This window comes from Pseudomonas sp. MDT2-39-1, assembly GCF_054898085.1.
In genome coordinates this window covers 2,732,427-2,744,586 of sequence record NZ_CM142716.1, presented here as the reverse complement: position 1 = coordinate 2,744,586, position 12,160 = coordinate 2,732,427, and the positions used below count along the sequence as shown (strand labels likewise).

Sequence of the window (12,160 nt, the reverse complement as noted above, 5' to 3'; positions counted from 1 at the left end):
TCGCTGAATGTCTGCTGGTTGGCTGCGCGCCTGTGCGCTGGTGATGTTGGGGCTGTTCAGCGTGTCTGCGCTGGCCAAGGATAAAACGGCGATCGTGATCGGCGGCGGGCTCTCGGGCCTCACTGCGGCTTACGAACTGCAGAACAAAGGCTGGCAGGTGACTCTGCTGGAAGCCAAGCCGAACCTGGGCGGTCGCTCCGGCATGGCCACCAGCGAGTGGATCGGCAACGACAAGACCCAACCGGTGCTGAACAAATACGTATCGACCTTCAAGCTGAGCACCACACCAGCCCCTGAATTCGTGCGGACTCCGAGCTACTTGATCGATGGCGTGTATTACACCGCTGCCGACTTGGCAACCAAGGAGCCGGCCACCGCCGAAGCGCTCAAGCGCTACGAAAAAACCGTGGATGATCTGGCGCGCTCGATCGAAGATCCACAGAACCCGGCGGCCAACAATACGCTGCACGCTCTGGATCAGATCAACGTCTCCAACTGGCTCGACCGTTTGAGCCTGCCAGCCACTGCACGCCAGTTGGTGAACCAGCAGATTCGTACCCGTTACGACGAACCTTCGCGCCTGTCGCTGCTGTATTTCGCACAGCAGAGCCGTGTTTACCGTGGCGTCTCCGACCGTGACCTGCGTGCCTCGCGTCTGCTCGGCGGTAGCCCGGTGCTGGCCCAGGCCTTCGTCAAACAGCTGAAAACCATCAAGACCAGTTCCCCGGTGTCGTCCATCACCCAAGACAAGGACGGCGTGACCGTCAAAGTCGGCAGCGTTGGCTATCAGGCGGACTACGTCGTGGTAGCGGTGCCGTTGCGTGCACTGAACAAAATCGTGATGACCCCGGCGCTGGATGCCCAGCACCTCGGCGCCATCAAAGGCACCAACTACGGCTGGCGCGACCAGATCATGCTGAAGTTCAAGACGCCAGTGTGGGAAAGCAAGGCGCGCATGTCCGGCGAGATCTACAGCAACACTGGTCTGGGCATGTTGTGGGTCGAGCCGGCGCTGAAGGGCGGCGCCAACGTGGTGATCAACCTGTCCGGCGACAACGCGCGCGTGATGCAGGCGTTCGGCGACAAGCAGATGGTCGACCAGGTGCTGATTCGCCTGCACGCGTTTTATCCACAGGCACGCGGTTCGTTCACCGGTTATGAAATCCGCCGCTACAGCACCGACCCGTCGATGGGTGGCGCTTACCTGGCCTTCGGCCCGGGCCAGATCAGCAAGTACTGGCGCCTGTGGGAGCGTCCGCTGCAGCGCGTAGCGTTCGCTGGCGAACACACCGACACCTTGTACCCGGGCACGCTGGAAGGCGCATTGCGCACCGGTCAGCGCGCGGCCAGTCAGGTTGAAGACCTGGCGGCGGGCAAGTCGTTTGAACCGGCGAAGGTTGTTCCGGCAGCGACCGCTGTGGCGGCCGGCGCGGTGGCGGCGAAGAAAGGTAACTTCTTCACTAGCCTGTTTGGTGGTTCTGACGACAAACCGGAACCGGTCAAGGCGCCAGAGCCAGTGGCTCCGGTTGCTCCTGCACCGGCTCCAACGCCAGCCCCGACCCCTGCGCCAGCGCCGGTCGAAGCACCGAAACCAGTGGCACCGGTGAAAGCCGAACCGACCAAAAAGGCTCCGGCGAAAAAGCCTGCTGCCAAAACCGAGGCCAAAAAGGCTCCGGCAAAAGCCCCGGTAAAGAAAGCTGAACCGGCCAAGAAGCCAGCGGCCAAACCCGCCGCGACCCCGGCAACGGATACCAAAGCGCAGTAAGCGTTGGGATTAAAGAAACGCGGCAGAAATGCCGCGTTTTTTTATGTTCCCGAAGAAAACCAATATCAAGAATCGAACAAACCTCATGACGGAGGTGTTCTTTAGTTGGACTTCATTTTTTTTACACAGGGGTCTTTAATCTTTCCTTAACTCACCTATTTCAAGCTCTTGATCGTATTTCTCGATATTTCAAAGCGAAATTTTCCGCTTTAAATAGATAGATAACTCGATAGTCTTGGTCGCAGTTCTCACAGGATTTGGGCAATGCAGCTACGTAACTCTTCTTCCCGCTACGGTTGGGTCAGCATCTTCATGCATTGGGGCGTGGCGCTGGCGGTCGTTGGTTTGTTTGCGCTGGGCTGGTGGATGGTTGGTCTCGACTACTACAGCACCTGGCGCAAAGACGCGCCGGAATTGCACAAGAGCATTGGCCTGGTGTTGTTGGCCGTCATGGTCCTGCGGGTGTTGTGGCGCGTTGTCAGCCCGCCACCGCCGACACTGGAAACGTATAGCCGCATGACGCGTCTTGGCGCCAGGTTCGGTCATTCGTTCCTGTACCTCGGCCTGTTCGCTGTGATGATTGCCGGATACCTGATTTCCACCGCAGACGGTGTCGGGATTTCGGTGTTTGGCCTGTTTGAAGTTCCTGCGCTGGTTTCCGGACTACCGGACCAGGCAGACACCGCCGGTGTAATTCATCTGTATCTGGCGTGGGCGCTGGTAATTTTTTCCGGTCTCCATGCGTTGGCAGCATTGAAGCACCACTTTATCGATCGTGATGCGACCCTCACTCGAATGCTGGGCCGCAAAGCCTGAAGTTCAACCTCGACTCCAAAGGAATAGAAAGCATGTTGAAAAAAACACTCGCTGCTCTGGCAATCGGTTCGGCTCTGCTGTCCGCTAACGTGATGGCGGCTGACTACGTCGTCGACAAGGAAGGCCAGCACGCCTTCGTTGACTTCAAGATCAGCCACTTGGGCTACAGCTTCATCACCGGTACCTTCAAGGATATCGACGGCACGTTCAGCTTCGACGCTACCAAGCCGGAAGACAGCAAGATCGAGTTCAACGTGAACACCGCCAGCGTGTTCACCAACCATGCCGAGCGCGACAAACACATCGCCAGCAAAGACTTCCTGAACGGCTCTAAAGCCAAGTTCGTCTCCACCAGCGTCAAATCCACCGGCAAAAACGCCGCTGGCAAAGACACTGCCGACGTGACCGGCGACCTGACCATCCTTGGCGTGACCAAGCCAGTTGTGGTCAAGGCCACGTTCCTGGGCGAAGGCAAGGATCCATGGGGCGGCTACCGTGCCGGCTTCGAAGGCACTACCAGCATCAAGCATTCCGACTTCGGCAAGCAGAAAGACCTGGGTCCAGCGTCCGATGCGGTCGAGCTGTACGTTTCGTTTGAAGGTGTGAAAGCGAAGTAACATTCGAGCCTGACACAAAAACGCCCCCGATCTTGCGATCAGGGGCGTTTTTTATTGCCTGCGATATCTGCGCGGCACCCTAAAACCCTGTAGGAGCGAGGCTTGCCCGCGAAGGCGTCAGTGGCCACATCACATAGCTGAGTCGACCCCTTCGCGGGCAAGCCTCGCTCCTACAGTTAATCGGTGCTGCATAAAAAAATGCCCCGGATCGTGAGATCAGGGGCATTTTTTGTTACTGCGTTAAATCAGCGATTGCGGGTCAGCAACGCTGGCTTCTCACCGCGTGGACGGCCTGGCAGTTGATCCAGTTGCTCTGGCGTCGGGAACCGATCGGTCTTCGACTCTTTATGGATGATCTTCGGTGCCGGACCGCGCGGATTTTGCACGGCCGGTTCTGAGCGCGGCTGATCGTCGGTGCGGGCCGGGCGACGGTTGCGCGGCTCTTCGCGACGGGCCTGGCCGTCACGTGGAGCGCCGTTGCGTGGACCGCTGCGCTTGGCCGGCGGCGTGCCGGTGGTGGCGCCGTCGCTGCTGCGCGGACCACTTTGGCGACCCTGAGGCTTGCCGCCGGTGCGCGGAGCACCTGCGCCGGCGCCAGCGCCAGCAGCCGAACCTTGCGCCGGAGCACCCGGACGGCGGCCACGGCCCTGAGCCGGTTTGGCTTGAGGCACGTAGTCGACGCGGTTACCGAAGTTATCGACGTCGTCGTCCAGGAACTCATCCGGAGCACGGTCAGCAGCTGCGGCGCGAGGAGCCGGGCGCTGTTGCTCGCGAGCCGGGGTGCCTTCGCGTGGCTTGTGTTCACGCGCTGGGCGATCACCACGGCCAGTGGCTGCAGGTTTTTCCTTGCCGCCCTTGTCCTTGCCCTTGTCTTTACGACCGCCACCGCCGCCGGTGCCGTTCGGACCGTCGCCGCGCGGGCCACGTGGGTTGCGCGGGTTACGCACATCCGGACGCTCGCGGACTTCTGGCTTCTCGGCTTCTACAGCGCTGGAGTCGAAGCCCATCAGGTTGCCGTCGGCAATTTTCTGCTTGGTCATGCGTTCGATGCTTTTCAGCAGCTTTTCTTCGTCCGGAGCGACCAGCGAGATCGCCTCGCCTGAACGACCGGCCCGGCCGGTACGGCCGATACGGTGCACGTAATCTTCGTCGACGTTCGGCAGTTCGAAGTTGACCACGTGTGGCAACTGGTCGATGTCGAGGCCGCGAGCGGCGATGTCGGTGGCGACCAGGATGCGCACTTCACCGGCCTTGAAGTCGGCCAGGGCTTTGGTGCGGGCGTTCTGGCTCTTGTTGCCATGGATCGCGACGGCGGCGAGGCCGTGTTTGTCCAGGTACTCGGCCAGACGGTTGGCACCGTGCTTGGTGCGGGTGAACACCAGAACCTGTTCCCAGGCGCCAGCGGTGATCAAGTGCGCCAGCAACGAACGCTTGTGGCTGGCGGCCAGGCGGAATACGCGCTGTTCGATACGCTCGACCGTGGTGTTCGGCGGCGTGACTTCGATGCGTTCCGGGTTGTGCAGCAGCTTGCCGGCGAGGTCGGTGATGTCTTTGGAGAACGTCGCCGAGAACAGCAGGTTCTGGCGTTTGCTCGGCAGACGGGCGAGGACCTTTTTCACGTCATGGACGAAGCCCATGTCGAGCATGCGGTCGGCTTCGTCCAGCACGAGGATTTCCACGTGGGACAAATCGACGCTGCCTTGGCCGGCGAGGTCAAGCAGGCGGCCAGGGCAGGCCACCAGCACGTCAACACCACGGGACATGGCCTGAACCTGTGGGTTCATGCCGACGCCGCCGAAGATGCAGGCGCTGACGAACTTCAGGTCACGGGCATAAACCTTGAAGCTTTCGTGAACTTGAGCGGCGAGTTCGCGGGTAGGGGTCAGGACCAGTACGCGCGGTTGGCGCGGGCCGTGACGCTGGGATTTGTCCGGGTGACCGTTGGGGAACAACCGCTCCAGAATCGGAAGGGCGAAGCCGCCGGTTTTACCAGTACCTGTCTGAGCCGCGACCATCAGGTCGCGACCTTGCAACACGGCGGGAATGGCCCGCTGTTGCACCGGAGTAGGCTCGGTATAGCCCGCTGCCTCGATGGCGCGGACTAAAGCCTCGGAGAGACCGAGGGAAGCAAAGGACATGAGTAATCCTGTTTTAGTTAGGGCTTGGCCCAATGGGAGTCTTGCCTGGCGCGAATGGCGTTTAAGAGGAACGCAATCCCGTCCGGTCCTGCTGGGCCTTGAAAGCTCGTCTGGAGTGCTCGCGCGGGCTGAAAAGCTGCGCTGTAGCGGTGTCGAGATGCCTTGAACAAGTCCGAGCGTCCGGGCGTGAGCCTGGCGGGAAGGCCGGAGTATAACAGAGCAATCACTGCGCGCCGCTTTCCTGCTGCTCAACGGTTTTTCCGCTGGCGGCGGTGGCTCGGGTGGTTTTCACCTCGGCTGCCGGCTCGGCACCATAACGGGCGCTCAGTTCTGCGTACGCAGGCTCGCGCTTGAAGCGTTTGAGCTCGGCGCCGAAGCGCTGCACCAACAAGTCCATGCCCGCGTTGCGGCGCACCGCCAGGAACTGGCTCTGGTGGCTGATGACGGTCGGGTTCTCGGTAATCTTGTCGCGGATGCCCAATTCGTCGAGCAAGTGCTGACCCACCCGGCGGTCGGTGATCAGCAGGTCGATCCGCCCGCGCACCAGTTTGCCGAAGTTGGCTTCATGGGTCGGCGCCGGCTCCCGGGTGAACAGGGCCGATTCGCTGAAATCCTTGCTGTAGAGATAGCCCGGGGAGGTGCCGACGGTCAGGCCTTTCAGGTCGTCCAGGGTGCGAAACGGATGGGGCCGCTCATTGGCGTAGAACATCACGAATTCGACTTCCGACAGCGGTTCGGCGGGATACAGGAGCGTTGCGTCGCGTTCATCGCTGTGAAAGATGTCCAGCGCGCCATCCGCCTGGCCCGTTTCAAGCATCGACAGGCAGCGTTTCCACGGCAGGAACTGCCAGTCCACTTCGATCCCCAGGCGTTTGAAGACGATGTCCGTGGTTTCGTAATCCAGGCCCAGGGATTTGCCGTCTTGCTCATAGACATAAGGCGCCCACGGCTCGGTGACAATGCGCAGCTTCTCGCCCCGGGCGGCGAAGCTCAGGCAAGTGAAAAGAAACACGGTCAGTAACTGGGCGATCAAAGGCATGGCTTGAGATTACGACGAGAATTCACAAAGAGCCAGAAACCGGATCCACAAGCTCTATCTCCGTGTGTTGCTGCACAATAAAAGTGCGCTGAATGCAAAAGATCGCAGCCTCGTTTCACTCGCAGCTCATACAGAGTACGCAATCCCCTGTAGGAGCTGTCGAGTGAAACGAGGCTGCGATCTTTTGATCTTGCTTCTAGCGTGGCAGCTTCAGGTTGTTCCAAACCGCCAGGCTCGCTTCAGCTTGATTCAGTGTGTAGAAGTGCAGCCCCGGTGCGCCACCTTGCAGCAGCCGTTCGCACATTTCGGTGATGACTTGCTCACCAAAGCCTTGAATGCTCTGGGTGTCGTCGCCGTAGGCTTCCAGCTGTTTGCGGATCCAGCGCGGGATTTCCGCACCGCAAGCGTCGGAGAAACGCGCAAGCTTGCTGTAGTTGGTGATCGGCATGATCCCCGGCACGATCGGGATGTTCACGCCCATCGCCCGTACACGCTCGACGAAGTAGAAGTAGCTGTCAGCGTTGAAGAAGTACTGGGTGATCGCACTGTTGGCGCCAGCGTTGGCCTTGCGCACGAAGTTGTTCAGATCGTCTTCGAAATTGCGCGCTTGCGGATGCATCTCTGGATAAGCAGCGACTTCGATGTGGAAATGATCGCCGGTTTCTTCACGAATGAATTGAACCAGGTCGTTGGCGTGGCGCAATTCGCCGCTGGCCATGCCCATACCTGAAGGCAGGTCACCGCGCAGGGCAACGATGCGCTTGATGCCGGCAGCCTTGTATTGAGTCAGCAGACCGCGCAGGTCGTCCTTGCTGTCGCCAACGCAGGACAAATGCGGTGCGGCCGGGACTTTGACTTCGCTTTCGAGCTGCAACACGGTGTTGAGCGTGCGATCACGGGTCGAACCGCCAGCGCCGTAGGTGCAGGAGAAGAAATCGGGGTTGTACGTAGCCAGCTGACGAGCAGTAGCGAGCAGTTTTTCATGCCCAGCGTCGGTCTTCGTAGGGAAGAACTCGAAGCTGTAGCGACGGTCTTGGGACATGGGAATACCCTTGAAAACGCGTAAGCCTTGCAGTCGCCGCGCTTATCTGTAGGAGCGAAGCTTGCTCGCGAAAGCAACGACGCGGTGCTTCAGGAACAACGCGGTGATGCGTTCGCGAGCAAGCTTCGCTCCTACAGGGGAGCGTGGATACTGCATAAGTCCGCTCCCATGGGGAGCGGACAGCAGGTCCAATCAGTAGCGGTAAGCGTGCGGCTTGAACGGACCTTCGACGGTCACGCCGATGTAGTCGGCCTGGGTCTTGGTCAGTTGAGTCACAACGCCGCCGAAACCGCGGACCATTTCCAGGGCCACTTCTTCGTCGAGTTTCTTCGGCAGTACTTCAACCGTCAGGCGCTCGGCTTTTTGGGCTGGCGACAGGTCGGCGTACTTCTGGCCGAACAGGAAGATCTGCGCCAGAACCTGGTTGGCGAACGAACCGTCCATGATGCGGCTTGGGTGGCCGGTTGCGTTACCCAGGTTAACCAGACGGCCTTCGGCCAGCAGGATCAGGTAGTCGTCGTTCTGGGCATCGAATGCGCCAGCGCCGGTACGGTGGATCTTGTGAACCTGTGGCTTCACTTCTTCCCATGCCCAGTTCTTGCGCATGAAAGCAGTGTCGATTTCGTTGTCGAAGTGGCCGATGTTGCAGACAACAGCGCGCTTCTTCAGGGCTTTGAGCATGTTCGCGTCGCAAACATTGACGTTGCCGGTGGTGGTCACGATCAGGTCGATCTTGCCCAGCAGCGCTTTGTCGATGCTTGCTTCAGTACCGTTGTTGATACCGTCGATGAACGGCGAAACCAGCTCGTAACCGTCCATGCAGGCTTGCATGGCGCAGATCGGGTCGACTTCGGAGACTTTAACGATCATGCCTTCCTGACGCAGGGACTGAGCGGAGCCCTTGCCCACGTCGCCGTAACCGATGACCAGCGCTTGCTTGCCGGACAGCAGGTGGTCGGTGCCGCGCTTGATCGCATCGTTCAGGCTGTGACGGCAGCCGTACTTGTTGTCGTTCTTGCTCTTGGTCACCGAGTCGTTGACGTTGATGGCCGGGATTTTCAGCTCGCCCTTGGCCAGCATGTCCAGCAGGCGGTGAACGCCCGTGGTGGTTTCTTCGGTGACGCCGTGGACGCGGTCCAGGATCGCCGGGTATTTCTTGTGCAGCAGCTCGGTCAGGTCGCCGCCGTCGTCGAGGATCATGTTGGCATCCCAAGGCGCGCCATCCTTGAGGATGGTTTGCTCCAGGCACCACTCGTACTCTTCTTCGGTTTCGCCTTTCCAGGCGTAAACCGCGATGCCGGCAGCGGCGATAGCAGCAGCGGCCTGGTCTTGAGTCGAGAAAATGTTGCAGGACGACCAGCGTACTTCGGCACCCAGGGCAACCAGGGTTTCGATCAGCACAGCAGTCTGAATGGTCATGTGGATGCAGCCGAGAATCTTGGCGCCTTTGAGTGGCTGCTCACCGGCGTACTTGCGGCGCAGACCCATCAGGGCTGGCATTTCGGATTCGGCGATGATGGTTTCGCGACGGCCCCAGGCAGCCAGGGACATGTCGGCCACTTTGTAATCGTTAAAATCTGCAGGCGTGATAACAGCGCTCATGATGAGCCTCCATTCGTAATGTATGCGAATGGGCGCCGTTGTGCGTTTAGTGTCTGACCGATAACGGTCAAGCAACGCCCCATCCGAGCCTGACAGGTCGAACCTGCTGCAGCGCCCCTCGGACAGGTGGCGGGAAAACGGTAGCAATGGAACGTTACCGTTTTGAAACGGTGGCGATTATAGCCGCGTCAGCGATACTTCCAAAGCGTTTCTGTTGGTCAATGTCTGAACGGTAATCGAGGCCATAGTCGATGCGTGATAGAGCCCTGGGTCGGGCTCTGCCATGATGCCCCCCATCATTCGGCAAGACGCTCAGGAGTGAATATGAATTTCCACACCCGCAAATGGGTAAAACCCGAAGACCTCAACCCCAACGGCACGCTGTTCGGCGGCAGCCTGTTGCGCTGGCTCGACGAAGAAGCGGCGATCTACGCCATCGTCCAGTTGGGCAATCAGCGTGTGGTCACCAAGTACATTTCCGAAATCAATTTTGTCAGTGCCTCACGCCAGGGCGACATCATCGAACTGGGCATCACCGCCACCGAGTTCGGTCGCACTTCCATCACCCTGAAGTGCGAAGTGCGCAACAAGATCACCCGTAAAAGCATCCTGACGGTGGAGAAGATTGTCTTCGTGAATTTGGGTGAAGACGGTTTGCCGGCGCCGCATGGCCAGACTGAGATCAAGTACGTCAAAGACCAATTCAAGGATGACGTCGCCAGCGAGTAATGCGAGCCCCGTAGGAGCGAAGCTTGCTCGCGAAGGCGTCATTTGCGTCACCACCGAACCCTTCGCGGGCAAGTCGGAACGCCGCATCGCTCGCTCCTACAGAGCCGGTTTCGTTTGGACGGTCAGTGAACAGCTCCGAACCGCGCGTGTCGTACCTACATGACACACCACCGGTTCCGGAGCTTTATGGACGCCAAGAAAGAAGGCAAGACCCCAAACCTGTCGCCGGAAGAACGGCACGAGGTCGACAAGAACCAGCCACCGCGGGCGGCGGTGCTGCACGAAATCATCCGTACCCAGGGCGATCAGGAACTCGAGCGCAGTGTCGCCGCCTTGTGGTGGTCGGCGCTGGCCGCCGGCCTGACCATGGGCCTGTCGCTGATGGCCATGGGACTGCTCAATTCCCGACTGCCGGACGGAGAGGGCTTCAAAGTCATCGCCAGTTTCGGCTACTGCGCAGGCTTTCTCGCGGTGATCCTCGCCCGTCAGCAGTTGTTCACCGAGAACACCCTGACGGCCGTGCTGCCGATCATGACCAAACCCACACTGAACAATTTCGGCCGGTTGCTGCGCCTGTGGTCGGTGGTGCTGGTGGGCAATCTCTGCGGCACGCTGCTGGTGGCCTACGTGATGCTGAATCTACCGATTTTCGACAGCAAGACCGACCTGGCTTTCCTCGATATCGGGCGCAAGATCATGGAAAACGACGCCAGCCAGATGTTCGCCAAAGGCATCGTTTCGGGCTGGATGATTGCGACCATGGTCTGGATGATTCCGTCCATGGAGAGCGCCAAGATGTGGATCATCATCCTCATCACCTACCTCATGGCGCTGGGGGATTTCACCCACATCGTGGTCGGTTCGGCCGAGGTCTCGTACCTGGTGTTTGCCGGCGAATTGCAGTGGAAGGATTTCTGGCTGGTGTTCGCCGGGCCGACGCTGGCTGGGAACATCATCGGTGGCAGCTTCATCTTTGCGCTGATCAGCCATGCGCAGATCCGCAGCGAGAGCGGGCCGCCGAAGAAGACTGCGGATCAGGACATGGAGCCCGATCCGCAGAAGAGCAAAAAGTAATCAGTGATGCTCAGCCTGTGCCGTTGGCGCAGGCTCATCCCGGGTCACGTGCTTGACCAGTTTGCCGATACTCAAACCCTGCAACAGGATCGACGACAGCACCACGATGTAGGTGATGCTCAGCAGCAAGTCACGCTCCGGGCCCAGCGGCAGGGCCAACGCCAGCGCCACCGAAACACCACCGCGCAAACCACCCCAGGTCAGAATCCGGATCGTCCCGCGCGGGACCGTGCGCCAACGCCGCAGCAGCACGATGGCCGGCGCCACTGTCAGCAAGCACGAGAGCAGAATCGCCACTGCCAGCAAACTCGCCGCGAGCACGTGTAACCAGTTGAACGGCAGCAACAACAACTCCATGCCGATCAGGGCGAACAGCAGGGCGTTGAGCATGTCATCGAGCAGTTCCCAGAAACCGTCCAGGTACTTGCGCGTCATGTCGTTCATCGCCAGGTTGCGGCCCAGGTTGCCGATGATCAGACCGGCAACGACCATCGCGATCGGTGCGGAAACATGCAGCTCCGACGCCATGGCCGAGCCGCCGATCACCAGCGCCAGGGTCAGCATGACCTCGATCTGATGCTGCTCGATGCTCTTGATCATCAGGTACACCAGATAGCCGATCAGCCCTCCAAACAGCACGCCGCCAATCGCTTCGTGGGCGAACAGCATGGCCGTGGCGCCGACAGTCGGGGTTTCGCCGAGTTGCGCGATGCCCAGCAACACGGTGAAGACCACCACGGCCGTGCCGTCGTTGAACAGCGACTCGCCGACGATGGTGGTTTTCAACGGCTTGGAGGCATTGGCGGTCCGTAGCACGCCGAGGACCGCGATCGGGTCGGTGGGGGAAATCAGCGCGCCGAACAGCAGGCAATAGAGGAAGCTCACGTGCCAGCCGAACAGGGCAAAAATGTAATAGGCGAGGCTGCCGATCACCGCGGTGGCGATCAAAACGCCGAACGTCGCCAATAAGCCGATGGGCCAGCGGTAACTGCGCAAGTCATTCAGGTTGACGTGCAAGGCGCCGGCGAACAGCAGAAAGGACAGCATCCAGTTCATCAGCAGATCGCCGAAGTCGATCTGGCCGATCAGCTGCTGAATGCGTTCTTCGAGGCTGGGGTAGCCGAGGAAGCTCAGGCCTTGCAGCAGCAGGGAAAACATCAGCGCAGTGACCATGACCCCGATGGTCGGGGGCAGGCCGATGAAGCGGAAATTGACATAGGTGAGGAGTGTGGTGAGGCAGATAAAGGCAGCGACAAGTTCGAGATCCGGGGTCCTTGGATGGCAGGTGAGAAATGGGGTTTCAGGCAGTTGCACCGAGTCAGTTTCTTCGCGGGCAAG

General features: G+C 59.8%; 10 protein-coding genes and 1 riboswitch. Of the genes, 5 read left to right on the top strand and 5 right to left on the bottom strand.

From position 1 onward, the window contains the following. Nucleotides 1–7 precede the first annotated feature (7 nt). The 3 genes from ACYZTM_RS13170 to ACYZTM_RS13160 all read left to right on the top strand — a co-directional run bounded on the left by ACYZTM_RS13170 (nucleotide 8) and on the right by ACYZTM_RS13160 (nucleotide 3,198). The gene (locus tag ACYZTM_RS13170) at nucleotides 8–1,765 is read left to right on the top strand and encodes a flavin monoamine oxidase family protein (protein ID WP_131060589.1); all 1,758 of its coding nucleotides are present in this window, start codon (nucleotides 8–10) and stop codon (nucleotides 1,763–1,765) included. 264 nt (nucleotides 1,766–2,029) lie between these two features. Continuing rightward, complete coding sequence (locus ACYZTM_RS13165; protein ID WP_131060590.1) at nucleotides 2,030–2,581, top strand: cytochrome b; 552 nt, start codon at nucleotides 2,030–2,032, stop codon at nucleotides 2,579–2,581. Nucleotides 2,582–2,613: 32 nt separating this feature from the next. Then, nucleotides 2,614–3,198 (top strand): YceI family protein, encoded by a 585-nt coding sequence (locus tag ACYZTM_RS13160; protein ID WP_461988906.1) that lies wholly within the window; start codon nucleotides 2,614–2,616, stop codon nucleotides 3,196–3,198. Nucleotides 3,199–3,443: 245 nt separating this feature from the next. Here ACYZTM_RS13160 and ACYZTM_RS13155 read toward each other — a convergent pair whose 3' ends face one another. The 4 genes from ACYZTM_RS13155 to ahcY form a co-directional block, all read right to left on the bottom strand. Next, on the bottom strand, nucleotides 3,444–5,336 hold the full coding sequence (locus tag ACYZTM_RS13155) for a DEAD/DEAH box helicase (RefSeq protein WP_131060592.1): 1,893 nt from the start codon (nucleotides 5,334–5,336) through the stop codon (nucleotides 3,444–3,446). 223 nt (nucleotides 5,337–5,559) lie between these two features. Beyond that, nucleotides 5,560–6,375 (bottom strand): substrate-binding periplasmic protein, encoded by an 816-nt coding sequence (locus ACYZTM_RS13150; protein WP_131060593.1) that lies wholly within the window; start codon nucleotides 6,373–6,375, stop codon nucleotides 5,560–5,562. Nucleotides 6,376–6,571: 196 nt separating this feature from the next. Next, entirely contained in the window at nucleotides 6,572–7,417 is an 846-nt protein-coding gene (metF, locus tag ACYZTM_RS13145; RefSeq protein WP_131060594.1) for a methylenetetrahydrofolate reductase [NAD(P)H], read from the bottom strand. 192 nt (nucleotides 7,418–7,609) lie between these two features. Continuing rightward, complete coding sequence (gene ahcY, locus ACYZTM_RS13140) at nucleotides 7,610–9,019, bottom strand: adenosylhomocysteinase (protein WP_131060595.1); 1,410 nt, start codon at nucleotides 9,017–9,019, stop codon at nucleotides 7,610–7,612. Nucleotides 9,020–9,042: 23 nt separating this feature from the next. Then, nucleotides 9,043–9,145: riboswitch (S-adenosyl-L-homocysteine riboswitch) on the bottom strand. 198 nt (nucleotides 9,146–9,343) lie between these two features. Between ahcY and ACYZTM_RS13135 the strand changes: the two genes are divergently transcribed. Next, nucleotides 9,344–9,748, top strand: a complete 405-nt coding sequence (locus ACYZTM_RS13135; protein ID WP_131060596.1) for an acyl-CoA thioesterase — start codon at nucleotides 9,344–9,346, stop codon at nucleotides 9,746–9,748. A gap of 186 nt (nucleotides 9,749–9,934) precedes the next feature. Continuing rightward, on the top strand, nucleotides 9,935–10,822 hold the full coding sequence (locus tag ACYZTM_RS13130) for a formate/nitrite transporter family protein (RefSeq protein WP_461988905.1): 888 nt from the start codon (nucleotides 9,935–9,937) through the stop codon (nucleotides 10,820–10,822). Here the strand turns inward: ACYZTM_RS13130 and ACYZTM_RS13125 are convergent, their stop codons facing one another. Next, nucleotides 10,823–12,130 (bottom strand): cation:proton antiporter, encoded by a 1,308-nt coding sequence (locus ACYZTM_RS13125; RefSeq protein ID WP_461989136.1) that lies wholly within the window; start codon nucleotides 12,128–12,130, stop codon nucleotides 10,823–10,825. Between the last annotated feature and the right edge of the window lie 30 nt (nucleotides 12,131–12,160).